The sequence below is a fragment of the Echinicola salinicaeni genome, assembly GCF_014280965.1.
GTDB lineage: Bacteria > Bacteroidota > Bacteroidia > Cytophagales > Cyclobacteriaceae > Echinicola > Echinicola salinicaeni.
Genome location: NZ_JACODZ010000006.1, coordinates 325,688 through 341,794 on the forward strand (window position 1 = coordinate 325,688; position 16,107 = coordinate 341,794).

Annotated in this window: 18 protein-coding genes; 10 read left to right on the top strand and 8 right to left on the bottom strand. The window is 37.1% G+C overall.

Annotated elements, in window-relative coordinates:
* Nucleotide 1 precedes the first annotated feature (1 nt).
* From H7U17_RS13555 to H7U17_RS13565, 3 genes are all read left to right on the top strand, one after another.
* A complete protein-coding gene (locus H7U17_RS13555; RefSeq protein WP_186757273.1) occupies nucleotides 2-376 on the top strand; it encodes a DoxX family protein in 375 nt (124 codons plus the stop codon).
* A gap of 149 nt (nucleotides 377-525) precedes the next feature.
* Nucleotides 526-1,146, top strand: a complete 621-nt coding sequence (locus tag H7U17_RS13560) for a hypothetical protein (RefSeq protein WP_186757274.1) — start codon at nucleotides 526-528, stop codon at nucleotides 1,144-1,146.
* A 132-nt stretch (nucleotides 1,147-1,278) separates the two neighbouring features.
* Nucleotides 1,279-1,857 carry an O-methyltransferase gene (locus H7U17_RS13565; RefSeq protein ID WP_186757275.1) on the top strand — a complete coding sequence of 193 codons (579 nt, stop codon included), beginning with the start codon at nucleotides 1,279-1,281 and terminating at the stop codon, nucleotides 1,855-1,857.
* A gap of 69 nt (nucleotides 1,858-1,926) precedes the next feature.
* Here H7U17_RS13565 and H7U17_RS13570 read toward each other — a convergent pair whose 3' ends face one another.
* A complete protein-coding gene (locus tag H7U17_RS13570) occupies nucleotides 1,927-2,337 on the bottom strand; it encodes a hypothetical protein (RefSeq protein ID WP_186757276.1) in 411 nt (136 codons plus the stop codon).
* A 364-nt stretch (nucleotides 2,338-2,701) separates the two neighbouring features.
* On the opposite strand from H7U17_RS13570, the gene H7U17_RS13575 reads away from it, so the two are divergent.
* Both H7U17_RS13575 and H7U17_RS13580 read left to right on the top strand, forming a co-directional pair.
* Nucleotides 2,702-3,103 carry a hypothetical protein gene (locus H7U17_RS13575; RefSeq protein ID WP_186757277.1) on the top strand — a complete coding sequence of 134 codons (402 nt, stop codon included), beginning with the start codon at nucleotides 2,702-2,704 and terminating at the stop codon, nucleotides 3,101-3,103.
* A 175-nt stretch (nucleotides 3,104-3,278) separates the two neighbouring features.
* The gene (locus tag H7U17_RS13580; protein WP_186757278.1) at nucleotides 3,279-4,307 is read left to right on the top strand and encodes a sugar phosphate isomerase/epimerase family protein; all 1,029 of its coding nucleotides are present in this window, start codon (nucleotides 3,279-3,281) and stop codon (nucleotides 4,305-4,307) included.
* A gap of 263 nt (nucleotides 4,308-4,570) precedes the next feature.
* Here H7U17_RS13580 and H7U17_RS13585 read toward each other — a convergent pair whose 3' ends face one another.
* The 3 genes from H7U17_RS13585 to H7U17_RS13595 all read right to left on the bottom strand — a co-directional run bounded on the left by H7U17_RS13585 (nucleotide 4,571) and on the right by H7U17_RS13595 (nucleotide 7,476).
* Nucleotides 4,571-5,173, bottom strand: coding sequence for a DNA-3-methyladenine glycosylase I (locus H7U17_RS13585; protein WP_186757279.1), 603 nt, complete (start codon nucleotides 5,171-5,173; stop codon nucleotides 4,571-4,573).
* Between the two features lie 288 nt (nucleotides 5,174-5,461).
* Nucleotides 5,462-6,226, bottom strand: a complete 765-nt coding sequence (locus H7U17_RS13590; RefSeq protein ID WP_186757280.1) for a hypothetical protein — start codon at nucleotides 6,224-6,226, stop codon at nucleotides 5,462-5,464.
* 134 nt (nucleotides 6,227-6,360) lie between these two features.
* Entirely contained in the window at nucleotides 6,361-7,476 is a 1,116-nt protein-coding gene (locus H7U17_RS13595; protein WP_186757281.1) for a helix-turn-helix domain-containing protein, read from the bottom strand.
* Between the two features lie 297 nt (nucleotides 7,477-7,773).
* On the opposite strand from H7U17_RS13595, the gene H7U17_RS13600 reads away from it, so the two are divergent.
* From H7U17_RS13600 to H7U17_RS13620, 5 genes are all read left to right on the top strand, one after another.
* Nucleotides 7,774-9,534, top strand: coding sequence for a MutS-related protein (locus H7U17_RS13600; RefSeq protein WP_186757282.1), 1,761 nt, complete (start codon nucleotides 7,774-7,776; stop codon nucleotides 9,532-9,534).
* Between the two features lie 80 nt (nucleotides 9,535-9,614).
* Complete coding sequence (locus H7U17_RS13605) at nucleotides 9,615-9,767, top strand: lmo0937 family membrane protein (RefSeq protein WP_186757283.1); 153 nt, start codon at nucleotides 9,615-9,617, stop codon at nucleotides 9,765-9,767.
* A gap of 96 nt (nucleotides 9,768-9,863) precedes the next feature.
* Nucleotides 9,864-11,003 (top strand): 5-(carboxyamino)imidazole ribonucleotide synthase, encoded by a 1,140-nt coding sequence (locus H7U17_RS13610; RefSeq protein ID WP_186757284.1) that lies wholly within the window; start codon nucleotides 9,864-9,866, stop codon nucleotides 11,001-11,003.
* A gap of 3 nt (nucleotides 11,004-11,006) precedes the next feature.
* Nucleotides 11,007-11,522, top strand: coding sequence for a 5-(carboxyamino)imidazole ribonucleotide mutase (gene purE, locus H7U17_RS13615; protein ID WP_186757285.1), 516 nt, complete (start codon nucleotides 11,007-11,009; stop codon nucleotides 11,520-11,522).
* 81 nt (nucleotides 11,523-11,603) lie between these two features.
* A complete protein-coding gene (locus tag H7U17_RS13620) occupies nucleotides 11,604-11,756 on the top strand; it encodes a hypothetical protein (RefSeq protein ID WP_186757432.1) in 153 nt (50 codons plus the stop codon).
* Nucleotides 11,757-11,872: 116 nt separating this feature from the next.
* Here the strand turns inward: H7U17_RS13620 and H7U17_RS13625 are convergent, their stop codons facing one another.
* The 4 genes from H7U17_RS13625 to H7U17_RS13640 all read right to left on the bottom strand — a co-directional run bounded on the left by H7U17_RS13625 (nucleotide 11,873) and on the right by H7U17_RS13640 (nucleotide 15,930).
* Nucleotides 11,873-12,997: a glycoside hydrolase 5 family protein gene (locus tag H7U17_RS13625; protein WP_186757286.1), complete on the bottom strand. Its 1,125-nt coding sequence runs from the start codon at nucleotides 12,995-12,997 to the stop codon at nucleotides 11,873-11,875.
* A gap of 118 nt (nucleotides 12,998-13,115) precedes the next feature.
* Nucleotides 13,116-14,726 (bottom strand): TlpA family protein disulfide reductase, encoded by a 1,611-nt coding sequence (locus tag H7U17_RS13630; protein WP_186757287.1) that lies wholly within the window; start codon nucleotides 14,724-14,726, stop codon nucleotides 13,116-13,118.
* A gap of 315 nt (nucleotides 14,727-15,041) precedes the next feature.
* Entirely contained in the window at nucleotides 15,042-15,500 is a 459-nt protein-coding gene (locus H7U17_RS13635) for a hypothetical protein (protein WP_186757288.1), read from the bottom strand.
* Nucleotides 15,501-15,576: 76 nt separating this feature from the next.
* A complete protein-coding gene (locus H7U17_RS13640; protein ID WP_186757289.1) occupies nucleotides 15,577-15,930 on the bottom strand; it encodes a DUF3127 domain-containing protein in 354 nt (117 codons plus the stop codon).
* Nucleotides 15,931-16,107: the final 177 nt, after the last annotated feature.

Genomic DNA, 16,107 nt, shown 5'->3' on the forward strand with positions numbered 1-16,107 from the left:
GATGAAAAAGGACAATATTATTTATTGGGTAACTACAGCCATAGTGGCTGTGATGATGCTTTTCAGCGCGTATAATTATTTTGCAGATCCCAATATGAAAGCAGGCTTTGAGGCCATGGGCTTCCCTGATTTCTTTAGGATAGAATTGGGAACCGCCAAGATCATTGGTGCTTTGGTATTGTTGATTCCTGGTATCCCCCAATTGTTCAAAACCAGTGCTTATGTGGGTTTTGTGATTGTATTTGTATCTGCCTTTATCACACATTTGGCTTTGGGAGATGCTGTTTCTGCATTGGTAATGCCATTGGTATTTTTAGCTATCTTGCTGGTGTCCTTTCGCTTTCAACAAAAGCGCTTGGTCACAGCAAAATCATAAAAACTTAGCGCAACTGTCTCATATCTTGATCAACTGGTTTGCTGGTATGGAAGCCGGTCAAAATATCAATTTATGGGACAGTTTTTATTTTTTATGTTGAGACATAATTGATGCTCACTACGTTTTGGTGAAAAGGACTATTTTTAGTTATGACAAAACGGTTTTTCTTTTTGCTGCTATTTGTTTATTCCATGACTTGTTTGAAATCATCAGCTCAAGAGGCTTCAAGAAGGTTCTATTATTTTTCGGAGGATATACTTGTCGGTTCTGGATTAGGATTGGATGTTGGTCTTCACTATGTTGGGGTATCTAAGCTCACATTGGAATTGGGATATACTACCTACCTTCTTCCGAGCAACAAGCCTGAGGATTTCCGGATTCATCCAGTTATTGCTATAATTAGCTTTGGCCTAGGTAATCCTACTGATAGAATAAGGACTTACCGTGCATGTATAGGGAAAATTATTAACCTAAATCCTGCCAAAACTATTCGGGCAAATTTATCAGCAGGCCTGAGCTATAATGATCACCGAAAGGTAGCAAATTGGTCTGCGGTACCTTTCGGTGAAGGGACGAATGGAGCTAATTATATATATGAGAATGTGGATGGGTCAAGTATTGGCTTGGTATTACTTCCAAAAGTGGAATTTGCTTTTTCAAGATATGTCGGTTTCTCGGTAGCTATGAACAGTATGCTTTCAACAAAAAAATCTACTTATGGGCTTTCTGTGGGGTTGATGATTGGCTTGGTACGATCGAAAAAATTGTAGATGGACTTTTTGCATTAAGGAATGTGGATAAGTTTTTGTCAAGATTATGAAATAGATGCTATTGCCCAAATAAATAAGAATTAAGTATATTCAGAGTGAAATTTTTCTTTTAACCTTTCAATATTTCCATTGATGAATGATAGTAATATTCTAGACTTGCCGGAGATTTATCCACAAATAGAAGCAAAATGTTCGGAAATTGGTTTTTCCATGCCTTCAGATAAATATATTGGCACTTTATTGAAGGCCCTTATTTCCTCCAAACCACATGGAAAGTTTTTAGAATTGGGTACGGGAATAGGTCTTTCTCTTGCTTGGATGGTCGATGGATTGGACGAAGACTCCAGTCTTATTACTGTGGATAATAATTTTTCTTTCAGTGAAATTGCCCAAGGCTATTTTGGGGCGGACAAGCGTGTGGATATCATTTGTGCTGACGGTGCAAAATGGATCAAAGAATATGAAGGAGCTCCCTTTGATCTGATTTTTGCTGATGCTTGGCCGGGCAAGTACAGTGAGCTGGAGGAAACCTTGGCACTGTTGAAAACTGGAGGTTTTTATATAATTGATGATATGAATGCACAGCCCAATTGGCCGACGGGACACCAAGGTAATGTGGATAAGTTGCTTGCCTATTTGGAGCAAAGAGAGGATTTTTCCATTTGCAAGATGAATTGGTCAACAGGCTTGGTTGTAGCGACTAAAAAATAAAATATAAAGGGGCAATTTTTCATTGCCCCTTTATATTGCTTGTTCCGTATAAGAATGGATTGAAAGAACTTATTCCTTATTCACAGGGATATCACTATTCGCTCCTTCCTTTACTCCTCCAACTTCCAGGACTTCATACACCACAAATCTACTGGCACCTCTCCATGGTAGCTTGCCTAGGTATTCTTTATAGCGAAGTTCAACAAATTTCCCACTGGCCCTTTCCAATTTTTCAGAGACTTCGGTTCCCATTCCGCTGAATCGAAATTCATTACTTTGAAGGGCGCCAGCAGTAGGACTTTGGAAGCCTTCCTGTACCAATCTGCCTTCCCAAGTCTTAAATACAAAGCCCTTTTTCTCGTAATAATTAAGGGTTCCGCCTTTTACACCTTCGGCAAATACAAAGAAATATCTCCAATAAATGGTTCCGGCAAGGATAAGTAAAAGTGAAAAAATGGCAATTTTAACGTATTTGTTCATAGTAAAAGACTTTTGGGACTATAAATATTAGCTTATAATTTCTCATTAATCAATGAATAAAACAATAATTATTTTTACTGAATTTATGGGAAGTTGTTTTGCCTGTTGAAGTTAAACTTTATGCAATAGTTTGTTGAATTAAATTAGGATGGTTAGTAGAAATATTTTCGAATTTTAACTATTATTAAAGTTCAAATTTCGATAGGTTATTTTTTTAGCCTTCAAAAATAGTTTCTCTGTTGAGAAGCGGGGAAATTATTTTCAGGATGTTCACTCTTCGGTTATTAATACAAACAGTACTATTTACAAATCAAAATTCATTTTCTTTTATTTAATCAATTTCAATTTATTTCAAACTCGAACAATGAATCAAAATCAAACTTTTAATCTGAACACTGATCTTATGAGTGATGGCTTTATTGGTATTTTTATCAAGTTGGTTTTTGCAATAATCATCGTATATGTAATCATAATGGTATTGAACTTCTTAAGGGACAAGTTTATCCACAAAGAAGAACATACTAAGCATGAAGATATATTGGGATTAGTAACCATACTAAATAAGCTATTCTTTGTATCTGGATTTGGTTTTATTTTGGCCAATATCCTTCAGTTTATATTTAATCAAATGGGGAGGAATAGAAATTTTCACTCCATGGTTTTAACTAAAAATTGGGAATATCTCACCTTCGGGGTGATTTTGATTTTTGTTGGTATAGCTTTTAAAGCAGGTAAAAAGGTGATGAAAAAGGATGCTATGGCTTAATTATTTATGCGCCTTTTTAGAGAGGAACTTTAAATGTTATGCCAATGATTTTGGAGTTTTTTACCAATTATCCCTTCCTATTCAGGAACAGCGGATTTTGGAGGCCATTTAAATGAAAAATTATTAATTTGTTGTCCTTTAAGATTATCAACCTATTCAATAAGCTCAAAACAGTATGAAAAACAGAAGAGAATTTCTTGTTAAATCGGCTTTAGGCGTAGCTGGTTTGGTAACGGCACCTAGCTGGTTACAAGGTGCACCTTCCATCATCAAGTCATATAATAAACCGAACTCTTTGATCAATGGCGTACAGATTGGCTGTATCACCTACTCTTTTCGGTCCATGCCAGATCAAAGTGCAGAAGCTACCCTTAAATATATTACCGATGCAGGTATTAGTGCTATTGAATTAATGGGGGATCCTGCGGAGCATTTTGCAGGTAAGCCCCAGTTGGAACTGGATAGAAGAAGGATGTATCAATTGGGTGGAAAGAAAAGAAATGGTAAAGAACTCAGTGCATCTGAAAAGGCTGAATTAGAGGAGCTGCTTGCTGCAAGTGATGCCTATAAAAAAGAGGTGGCTGATTGGAGGGCCAGTGTAGACATGAAGAAATTTGAAGATCTGCGTAAGATGTATAAGGCTGCTGGAGTAAGCATATATGCCTTTAAGCCCAATGCATTTGGAAGAGGAAATACTGATGCTGATATTGCGTACGGAATGAGAGCTGCCAAAGCCTTGGGAGCAAGTCATGTAACTTTGGAACACCCTTCTGATGATGCCCATACCATGAGGTTAGGTAAATTGGGAGAAAAGTATAAGATGACGGTAGGTTATCATGGTCATACTCAGGAGACGTTTAATTTTTGGGATACTGCTCTCGCCCAAAGCCCTAGAAATGGAATGAACCTAGATGCAGGGCATTATATTGCCGCAGGACATACTGATCTATTTCCGCTGATAGAAAAGCATCATAAGCGTATCATGAGCATGCATACCAAGGATAGACGAACAAAGGCAAATGGACAGGATAACCTTATTTGGGGACAAGGAGATACTCCAATTCCTGAATTGCTCAATACCATGAAGGAAAACAAATATAAATTTCCAGCAACAATAGAACTGGAATATAAGATTCCTGAAGGCTCAGATGCGGTGAAAGAGGTTCAACGTTGCTTGGCGTTTTGCGAGAAGGCACTTTCTTAATTGATTGAATTCAATATTTAGTTATATCCCAACCATCTCGGTTGGGATTTTTTTTCTCACAGGGTTTGCCAAGGCTCATTTTCTAATGTGGTTTAAAAGACTCATCGAACTTCACACCACCATTGGACGCTTTGTGTTGACTATTATTATTTCTCGTAAAGTCCGCTAAGAATAAGCAGAGCTCGTTAGAGATATTTTGTTAGAAGAATATTAATCACAGATGAATAGGATAAGGACAGATGGTTGTTTTAAATGATTTATTTCTATCTGATCATTCTTTTTACTTCTTGATGCCTGAAGCATTGCAATAAATGGTCATTTACCAATCCTGTAGCCTGCATATGGGCATAGATGGTGGTACTGCCCAGGAATTTGAAGCCCTTTGCTTTCAAATCTTTTGATAGTTTATCGGATTCAGCGGTAGTAGCTTTGGCATCTTGAGCACTTTTTAGTTGATTATCTATGGGTTTTCCATTGACAAAATCCCAAATATAACTGGTGAAACTGCCCACGTTGGCTTGAATTTCCATGAATTGACGGGCATTGTTGATTGCTGCTTCAATTTTCATTTTGTTTCTGATGATGCCCTTATCCTGAAGCAGTTCCTGTACCATGCTTTCTGGAAAATCTGCTACCTTTTTATAATCAAAATCAGCAAAAGCTTTTCGGTATCCATCTCTTTTTTTTAGAATGGTGGACCAACTTAACCCTGCTTGTGCACTTTCAAGTACCAAGAACTCAAAATGAACCTTGTCACTATAGACTGGTACACCCCATTCCTCATCATGATATTTGATATAATCCTCAAAGCCTAGGCACCACGGACAGCGGAATTTTTCTGATTGGTTGATTTGGTATTGCGACATGGATTTTGGCTGGTTTGGGTTACAGTTTACTATTAACAATTAAAAATACGGAAAGATTAAGTCTATTGTCTTCAAATGAAAATTAAATTTTTGCTTTCTGGAAAATAAAAAATAAGCCCCAGCATTGTGCTGAGGCTTAAATCTGTCAACAATCATTCCGTCGTTAAACCAAAATAAGGGAATGATGGTAGTACATGATGCTTTTATATAAATCTACTTTCTGATAAAGCAGGTAGAGTTCAGGAAACCCTACCTGCTTAGAGTATAAACTGTATGAAATATTTTTTTTTAGTCATTTTCATGACTGTGTTCGTCTAACCTTCGGTAAATATGACTGTAAATACTTGCTACTGGCTCAAAGAATTCTTGATAGAGCTCGTCTTTTTTCTTTTTGCCCAAGCCTTCTTCCAAGTTTTTCCACACACCATTTATTTCATCCAAACTCGTAAAATCCCCGAAGGCTTGTGTTACGAAAAAATGTGGATAACCTTCTCCGCCACCTTGATACTGATACCAATAGCCTCTTTTACTCCCTTCAACCTCTGCGATATGGTTCGTTATGGTATTAATGTTTTCCAGGAAATGTGCATAACCACTGGGTTTAACTCTAAAAAAGGTCGCCCAAATTACGGATACGTCCTCTGCAGGGGTTGCTTTACTTACCGCAGGCATAAATTTGGTCATATGGGTGCGAGTGCTTTTTACATCAGGAGAAACCATCAGTTCTGCTAAGTTGAAACATTCAGCAGCGGCTTCATCTTTAACATCAAATGCTGCCCAGTTAGGCTTTACGTAGGTAAATACATAATTATCTCCTTCGCCATTCATGCGGTAAAAGACGCTCCATTCGGTTTGTCCTCCATTGGAAAGGTAACACTCCTTCCAAGCCATTAAGTGATCCTCAAACTTTTTGGAATGGCCCTCTTTAATATCAAATTCAAGGATTACTCGAATAAATTCCATGTTTTCTTGCTGCCTTGCTTGCGCAGAATTTGATAGCATGCCAGGAATAAGAAAAATGATCAGGATCAATAAACTACTTAAATGCTTCATTTTAATTTTGGGTTTATGAGGAAAGATTATTGAAGCTGTGGGGTGTTGGCTGTATATTTAAAATTACACTAATTGTCCTTTGAGGTGTTTGTAAATTTTTCCCAAATGCTTGTAAAATAGTCCCAAAGCAGTCATTAATGACTTTCCATATAGCTACTTGGACTTATTCCAAAACTAGCGGTAAAGACCTTGGAAAAATAGGAAAGACTACTGAATCCCGAAGAATAGGCTATTTCACTGACTGTTCCTGCTTTGGATGCTAGCAGGTGTGCGCTCTTGGTGATTCGGGCCAGTCTGATAAGGTTATTTGGGGTCCTTCCAGTTTGTTGTTTGACTTTCCTATAAAGATTGGAACGGCTTTGGTTTACCAATGCGGCCAATTCATCTATATTAAAGTGTTCATCTTCATAGTGCTCCAGAATAGCATGAAAGACTTTTTCTATAAAGCAGTCATCCATGGAATCAGGCAATTGTTCTAGCACCTTATTTTTTTTAAGGATGGAAGTTCTTTGAAGAGGCAAGGAATCTTCCAAAAATCCTAGATGGTGCCAACTGGTAAATAAGTGGTTTTCGAGAATTTCGAGACTGATTGGGCCATAAATATATTCATCTGCTCCGTGAAAAAGTGCCCATAATTTTTGACTAAAATTCGGTGCGCCACCATAAGTTACGATTTTGATTTGGTGTCGGGTATCCATGGAGCGGATGGTTCCTAATATCAACTTGCTTTTTTCTGGACTCATATTGAGATCTAGTAAAATAAAGTTGGGCCAATTTTGTTGTAAAATGGTAGGGATATTGTCGTTATCTGAAGCAAACTTAGCATGAAAGCCATTATCAATTAAGGCTAAATATTGCCCTTGATTTGTTCCAATGACCAGTATCTGCTTTGTTTTAATTTTTGATAATGATCCCTTTTTATTGCTATTTAAATGATGTATTTCAGTATGTCTTTGACGGTTTTTTCCCAATCCCCAAACAAGGCTGCCCGTTATAAATAAAATCAAGGCTGTTTTGCTCCAAGGGTTTTTAAAAAAAGGTTGTTTTATAGATAGATCTGGAATAAACTGGTAATTGCTAATGGAAGAATTTGAATAATAGGAAAAATCAAAACTTGGATAGAAGGCATTGGGTAGGTAGTCCAGATTTTCAGTCTCTCGTGAAACAATCAAAGCAGGACTACTGTCCAAGCTGAGTTCTGAATCTAGCTGTTTTTCATACGCATGGGATTTGAATATGCCCAAAAACATGAGCAAAACGGTTAAAAGCAGAATGAGAACACGGGTTCCCTTCACAAATTCGTGTAAAAATAGACGTTCCAAAATTAGTTTGTGTGTGTTGATGTCGGTGTAGCATAAATATAACCTTTTATTATATAAAAATTAAATGAAATGCGTTTTAAGTAATATGTAAATATTAAAAATATATTTATAATGCGTTTTTAAGGTTTCGTATAATTACTGGTTTAGCTTGATAAGGACCAGTTAATTAAAAGGAACTTGTTCAGGCTGTTTCCATAAGTTTAGATTTCTCTCCTATATTTGGACATGAATAAGAATTTTCAAACTGAAAACCCTCAAGTTGAGCTTAGCGTTTGTAAAAAGACGATAGCAAGTTTAGCCTTGGGAAGGTTGGTATTGTTTTTTAGTATTGGTGCTGTTTTGATCATTGGCTTGAGTGAAATAAGGCTATTATTGTTGGCATTTTTTCCTTTGGCAGCAATGTTTATTTATTTGATCAAACTATTTAATGATCAAAAGGACCGCCAAAGTTTTTTGAAGGCTGTCGTGAAAATGAAAATTGATCAGGAATTAAGGAAAAAAAGGGAACTGTCCACTTTTGATGCTGGAGAAGAGTTTAAGGATAAAAACCATGCTTTTTGCAATGACTTAGACCTTTTTGGAGAACATTCTTTATTTCAGCTATTAAATCACACCGTAGCGGACGGAGGAAAGTTATTATTATCAAAATGGCTGAAGGCAGGGGTTGATCCTCAGCGAGCCAAAGAACGGTTTGCTGCCATAAAAGAGCTGAGTACGCACCAAAATTTTGTTCGAAACTTCGAAGCCATAGGCAAGGCCTTTGTAAAGGAAGAGAAAAACAAGAGACCATTTTATAAATGGTTAAAAACTCCTAATGCATGGAAAAAGCTCTACTGGCTTCCTTTAATAGCAGGTCCACTTGTAGGCTTGGTTTTGTTATTGGCCTGGTTGTTTATGGATTTATCTGTTGCCTACTTCAGTGGATGGATATTAATTGGCCTGGGGTTTCTAGCTATGATTTTTAAACCCTTAATGGAGGCTTACAAAATTATGCCTGATGAAGGCGACTTAAAGACCTTACGTTCGTGGTCGGGAGAATTAGAGCGCTTGGAGTTTAAGGACCCCTATTTGAAAAGGTTGCAAGCGCCGATTTTAGATAAGCAGTACCGCGCTTCTGAAGCATTGAAGTCATTGGAGCAGCAAAGCTTTACGGTTCAAAACCGGACCAACTTGATGTACTTGATCTTTAATTTATTCTTTTGGTCGGATTTTTTGGTGCTTTGGAGACTTGAAACTTGGAAGAAAGATTATGCAAGCCATATGCAGGAATGGGAGGCAGTTTTTGAAGAATGGCAAGTTTTGGTCTCTCTGGCAGCATTTACCAATGAAGAAAATATTACTTGTGAGGTAGACTGGTCAGAAAAATTGGAAATTGATGTCAAATCCCTTGGACACCCCCTATTGCGACAGGATGTCTGTGTTTCCAATGATTTTGCAATGGTAGAGCAGGAAAAGACAGTGCTCCTCACGGGGTCAAATATGTCGGGAAAGACTACTTTTATGAGGACTCTTGGCATCAATATGGTATTGGTCAATCTGGGATTGAGTCCATTCTCCGATTATTACCGGTCTGGTCCTTTTCAGCTTTTTACAAGTATGAGGAATACAGACAGCCTAGGTGAAAGTGTGAGCTCTTTTTACGCAGAATTGGCAAGGATAAAGGGTTTGTTAGAGCAGGCTGAAAAGCAATCGCCTGTATTTTTCTTGTTGGATGAAATATTAAAAGGTACCAATACTACTGATCGTGTAATGGGGAGCGAGGCTTTGATCAAACAACTGATGGAAAGCAAGAGCAAGGGCATTATATCTACCCATGATATTGAATTAAGTAAACTGGAGGAAAGTTATGGGGGGCTGGTCAATTATAGCTTTCAAAGTGATATCAAAGACAATGAAATCCTGTTTGATTATAGAATAAAAAAAGGGCCTTGTCCAAGTTTTAACGCCCATAAATTAATGGAATTAATGGGGATCAGATTTGATTAAAAATGTAGGAAAGTATAATTATGGCATTAAGATTGGTTGTAAATAGTTATAAATCAATTGTTTCACTAAACACCATAGTTATGAGTTCTTTATTGTATTTAATTGCGATCATATTAGTAATAGGGTGGGTATTTGGCGCCTTTGTTTATAGTGTTGGAGGTTTAATTCATATTTTATTGGTATTGGCTATTATAGCTGTCCTATTTAGGTTAATTGGTGGGCGTGCAGTCTAATCCATTAAGTATAAATGAAAAAAACGCTGTTCTTCACTAAGGATAGCGTTTTTTTGTTTTAATTTTGTCCGATCATTGTATAAAACCAAAGAAAAAGTGCAAGATAATTATCAGCAGAAAACACTGGGAATATTAGGTGGAGGTCAATTGGGCCGGATGGTCATCCAATCAGCCATCAACTACAATATAGATATTCATATTTTGGATCCGGATGCCAATGCTCCTTGTAAGGATATTTGTCATGACTTTACACAGGGAAAGTTGACCGATTATGATACCGTATACCACTTTGGACAGAAATGTGATATTCTGACCATTGAAATAGAAAATGTGAATACGGAAGCATTGGAACAACTGGCCAAGGAAGGCAAGAAAGTTTTTCCCCAGCCACATATTATCAAACTCATCCAAGACAAAAGGGAGCAAAAGCAATTCTATAAGGAAAAAAACATCCCAACAGCTGATTTTATCCTGACAGATGACAAGAATGCAGTATTGGCCAATGCAGATTTTTTGCCAGCAGTGAATAAATTGGGCAAGGAAGGATATGATGGGCGTGGAGTACAAGTACTGAAGTCTGAAGCTGATTTGGATAAGGCCTTTGAAGCGCCTAGTCTTATGGAGAAGTTGGTAGATTTTGATAAGGAAATTGCGGTGATCGTTTCCAGAAACGAACATGGGGAGCTGGATGCTTTCCCTCCTGTGGAATGTGCCTTTCATCCTACTGCCAACTTGGTGGAGTTTCTTTTTGCACCCGCGCAGATTTCAGAGGAGATCAGTAAAGCGTCCATCGAGGTAGCCAAGGATGTCATTACCAAATTGGATATGATTGGAATTTTGGCTGTGGAGATGTTTGTGACCAATGATGGAGAGATTTTGGTCAATGAAGTGGCTCCAAGACCGCATAATTCAGGACACCATACCATAGAAGCCAATTTTACTTCTCAGTTTGAGCAGCATTTACGCTCGGTGATGGGCATGCCATTGGGCAATTCCGAATTGAGGATGCCAGCAGCTATGGTAAATCTTTTAGGTGAAGATGGTTTTACGGGCGATGCTGTAGTGGAGGGAATGGATGAAGCCATGAATGAGAAGGGTGTATATATCCATCTTTATGGAAAGAAAATTACCAAACCTTTCCGAAAAATGGGACACGTGACTATTTTGGAAGGAAATGTAGAAGCTTTGAAGACCAAAGCCCTGAAAATAAAGGATATCATTAAGATAAAAGCATAAATCATGAGCAAACAGGTAGGAATCATCATGGGAAGTAAGTCTGACCTTCCCATCATGTCTGAAGCAGCCAAGGCATTGGAAGAGTTGGGTGTAGGATATGAAATCACCATTGTGTCAGCCCACAGGACTCCACGTAGAATGATCGACTATGCAGAGAGTGCCCGACAAAGGGGCATCAAGGTGATCATTGCAGGTGCTGGCGGAGCTGCACATTTGCCTGGAATGGTTGCTTCATTGACTTCACTTCCAGTGGTGGGGGTACCGATCAAATCATCCAATAGTATTGATGGTTGGGACAGTATCTTGTCTATTTTGCAGATGCCAGGAGGAATTCCAGTAGCGACTGTAGCCTTGAATGGTGCAAAAAATGCAGGGATCTTGGCTGCCTCCATGGTAGGTGCTTACGATGCCAAAGTTGCTGAAACCTTGGATAACTATAAAAAGGAGTTGAAAGAAAAGGTAGAAGAGACTGCCCGTGAGGTGGAACTTAAGGGATGGAAGGACACTTTGGATGACTAATTTCTTCCTTTACGATTGAAAATATTTTGACGTCAGGAAAAAGATCATACCTTTTTCCTGACGTCATTTTTCTTTATGGCGATGATAGATTTCAAAAAGAATATAAAATTCAGAATTGGTTCAGAGGATTGGGAAATGCCTTTAGGGGTTCTTTTACTCCTCATAGGGATAACACTGATCATGGTAATTGGTGGAGCCTATTTGGGCTTTAAGTTTGGGAAAAACATCAATTAAGCAGTTTTTATAAGCGTCTTTCCCTAAAAATATACGCTCAATAACAAAAGGAATTGTAGAAATGAAGTCACCCTTCGACTCCGCTCAGGGTGACAGAATAAGTATTTGTAGTTTGGTTAACGTACTAATTCTTTAGAGGTATATACCTTCTTTACAATATCATATAAGGCAGTGGGTTCCAACTTATCCACATTCATTGTGTTTCCTGCATCCTTGATATCCCAGTGGGTAAAATCGTCAGGACCATAGTTAATGGTTGCCATAATTTCCTCACCATGACTAAAGGCCCCGAAATTGGCTTCTGTGGAACCTTTGTCCAACCAAACCTTATCAGCAAATTGAAAAAAGCAGGTGCCCAATAATCTTTCAGGATATTTTTCATGATATTCCAAAGCACCTTTTAATTGCCCCTCTACGGTGTTTTTAAAATTTGCAGTTTTTCGGTTCATCCCGATCTCAGTAAAAAGCAATGGTTTTTTATATTTTTCGAAGGTAATATCCACATAACCCTTTCCGCTCGACTCAGCATTTTCGAAGAGATAGAAAGCGTCATTATAACTTTGTGGATTTAATATTAGGCGTTCGTTGAGCTTTCTGGTTTTTACCTGATTCAAGCCTCCCAGAAGCATATCCCAAAAGCCAAAGCAAGGATATTCGCCACCATACTGGTTGAAATCCACTGGATGTCCAATTGGAACTTCTCTGTAACTAGAAAACTGGGCTGCCTCTATTTCTACCCATGTTTTGGTAAAGTCGATGCAGTTTTGGGCGGAAAATCCATGTAACCGTGGTTCATTGCCGATGATTATTCCAGCAATGGCCGGGTGAAAGTCTGTTCCCGCCTTGTTTGAAAATGATTTTATTAGTGCTGGGATAAGCTCATGCCTATTATTTAAACCTTGGTCCGGTTTGACAAAATAATTGGAGACAGGTGCCAGGACCTTGATGCCATGCTGTTGGCAATAATCCAGAAATTTCAAGTGTTTGTTCCTTGGCTCCCAATCGTAAAGACGCAATAGGTGTACCCCCATTTCCTTTAAAGTTTCCATATCATTTCTGGCCTTGTTAGGGCCTGAAAGGCTGCAGGAGCTTCCAGTACAGGAGGTGTATGAGCTGCCCCAAATAGGTTCCATAGGATCATACGCGATATCGCTACCAAAAAAGATATAGGTATCGTTTGCAGTTGAAGGGTCATAGCCCGGTGGAAAGGGCTGATAACAGATTCCATTAAAATTTGACATGATGAAGTTTTTTGGTGAGAAATAAAAAATCAATTGATGCTTCTAAAAATTGAAGCTTAAAATATTGTGCCAATATAAGGAATAAATTTTTAATAATCTGATAATGAGTATGATGTGGTTATTTGGAGGTTTGTTGTTTCAGTTCTTTGAGTATTAGAGATTTCAGCTCCTCCCCTTGTGGCCCAGGCGCGTTGATATGACTTAACCTTCCTTCTTTGTTAAATAATACATATCTGGGGATTTCCTTAAGTCCTATTTCTTTTAGAAAACTAGACCTATCCAAGTTAACTATTAAGTAATTGTGTTTATATAATTCTAATTCTTCACTGTAAGAAGCGTTCTTCCATTTTTCGTAGTCTTTGTCTATTGATAAATAGATAAAGACAATATCTTTTTCTTCTTTAAAGAAGGAAATAAGGTTTTTTGAATCTGGCATTGCCTTTCTACATGGTCCGCACCAACTTGCCCAAAAGTCTATGAAAATTAGCTTTCCTTTAAGTTGCTCTTTGAGAGCGTCAAAATATTTTATCTTTCGATCCAAACTGATTAATGATATATCATCTTCTAATTTTTTGAGTTTTTCGAAGTCTACTAAATACCTTTTTTCCAGATAATTATTGAACGAGCTGTCTAGGTAGGTGTTTTTGAAATCGGAATAACGTTTGTTTATACTTTCGAATCCCTCTCCTTGTTCGATCATGTTTTCAAGACATAGGAACTTCAAATATTTAATTAAGTGGTCATTAAGGTCAATTCTTTCCGGATTTGGGATTATATCATATGCTTTTTTATAATCGAAAAATACTGAACTTCTGGAATTACTTTTTTCTCCTTTAAGAACACCGTTTAATAAGTAAAATCCAATTATGGTTTCAGCGAAAGGATCATTCAAAAGGTCGTTGTTAACAAAAACATCACTTGTTGCTAATTTTAGAATGTTCTTATTCTTTGAAACTGAATAGAGTTTTATAAGCTTTTCAAAGAAAATTTGTTTGAATCTATATTTTAATAAAGTACCATATTCGACTTCAATTTTCTGCTCCTTTATGAGGTAATCAATATAATTTAGTTGGTTCTCGTAATCTGATTCCATCAATTCTAATAGGGTGGTCAACTCTTCCGGGTTGGAAGAATATCGCTTAGAATTAAAGTGTACTGGGTATATTTCTGATCTATTGAAATCTGAATGTATATTTAGTTTGTGTTTGTAATCAATTATATAGAAAATACTAAATAGTGAATCTGTGTCGGGATTCGATATTGTCTTTATAGAGTTGAAAAGTTTTTGAGGCTCTTCCTGAATATCATTTTTATATGTTATTCCAGTATTTGAGATATCCAGCACAATGGTATCTCCTTTACTAATCAAAAGTGTATCAACAAAAGTATTCTTATTACTTAAATAAATGTATTGATAATTATTTCCTTTTGTTTGGACAGTATCATTGCCATATACTAATAAGTCTTCGTGATATGTTAAATTCTGGAAATTCCTGTCTGATTTTATTTGGGTTGGTAATTCGGTGGAATTATTAATTATTATCACATGGGATTTTTCTTTTTGTGTAAGTTCCAATGCATTCTTTGGAGGTTTCTTTTGGCAGGAAATCAAAGCTGGAAATAATGTGAAAAACATTATAGCCTTAAATAAAAGGGAGTTAAAAAACAGATTATCATCTTTTACTAACTTGATTAATTGGATTCTTCTGAAAATATTTGAAACCATCATACTTAGTTTTTTAAGAAAAAATATTTACAAAACTTTCACAAAGCTCAATTTTGAATTTGTGTGTCTCTTTCAAACCTAATGATTTTGTCAGAAAAGTTTTGAAAATCATTATTGAGAAAAGAAGTTCAGTTAAGAATTAAAGGTGATTTTAAATCTATTGTGTATAAATCACCGGAAGTTTCAAAAAGATCTGCGTTATCAATTTTAACTTGAACATTCTCTAATATAAAATAAAAATATTTCTTAATTGGTTGATAATGAGATTAAATGATTCTATAGGCGAAAAGATCAAGATAAAAAAAGTAGGTTTAGGAATTAATCCAAAAACAATCCCCAGCCATCATCATATTTATTGCTCGGGTCAAAACCTTTTACCCAATCAATAAAGAGCTGTTGGAAATCATTGATAGCATCTCTTAATAACTGCAAGTGTTCCTCTGGATGGGTATCTACCATGGCGACAGAATAAGTCATGGAGTTGAGGTGACGGGCATGAACTTTCATAAAGACGGCATTTTCCATCTTAAGTATATAGTCGTCTACACCTTCTGCACCGGCAAATTTCCCACAGATCACTGTGGCATCTTCCAGCATAAAAGTGCCGTACATTTCTTTGGACATTTCATCCAATGCACCCACCAGGGCTTCAGTAAGATGAAGGATATCATTGGCTTTTTGCATCAGCGGATGTTTCTGGATGCGTTCCTGTTCTTTTCTGAAATCCTCCTCATCATCACTGTCCCAGTGCTCTTCATCATCAAAGTCATCCCACATGGTTATTCTATTAGGGTAATAAAAAAAGCGATCATTCGATCGCTTAAATATAATCTTTTTGAGATATCCTTACCTATTAGAATGGTAAAATATCTTCTCCACTGTCATCATTAAAGGTACTTACTTCAGGAGCACCTGCACTTGCAGTGTTAGCAGCGGCTCCAGCGCCTACCTTGTCCACTCTCCAAACTTTAACATCAGTATACCAACGACTATTGTACTCACGGCTTTCGATTTCAATGCCTGCCTTTACGGAATCGCCCTGTTGCATTCCAAATTGGTCTATTTTGTCACCCCAAACGGTCAAACATACTTTCTTCGGATACTGTCCTTCTGTTTCAAGGATAAAATCCTGTTTTCTCCATGTACCGTTTCTTCCATTACCAGACTGCTCTGGCATGATTTGAATGATTTTTCCAGTAATTTCCATATAGCTATATTAATTTTATTTTTTTCCGAACCACGAAGGTACTCAATCACCACATCTATTAAAAAAGTCTACCTTTAATTTATCAAAGTTTTTTGGGAATTGCCAATTTCTATAAATGGACTTAATTGAATATATAAAAGGTCATAAAACGATTATGAACGGGTTTTAATGGTAAGT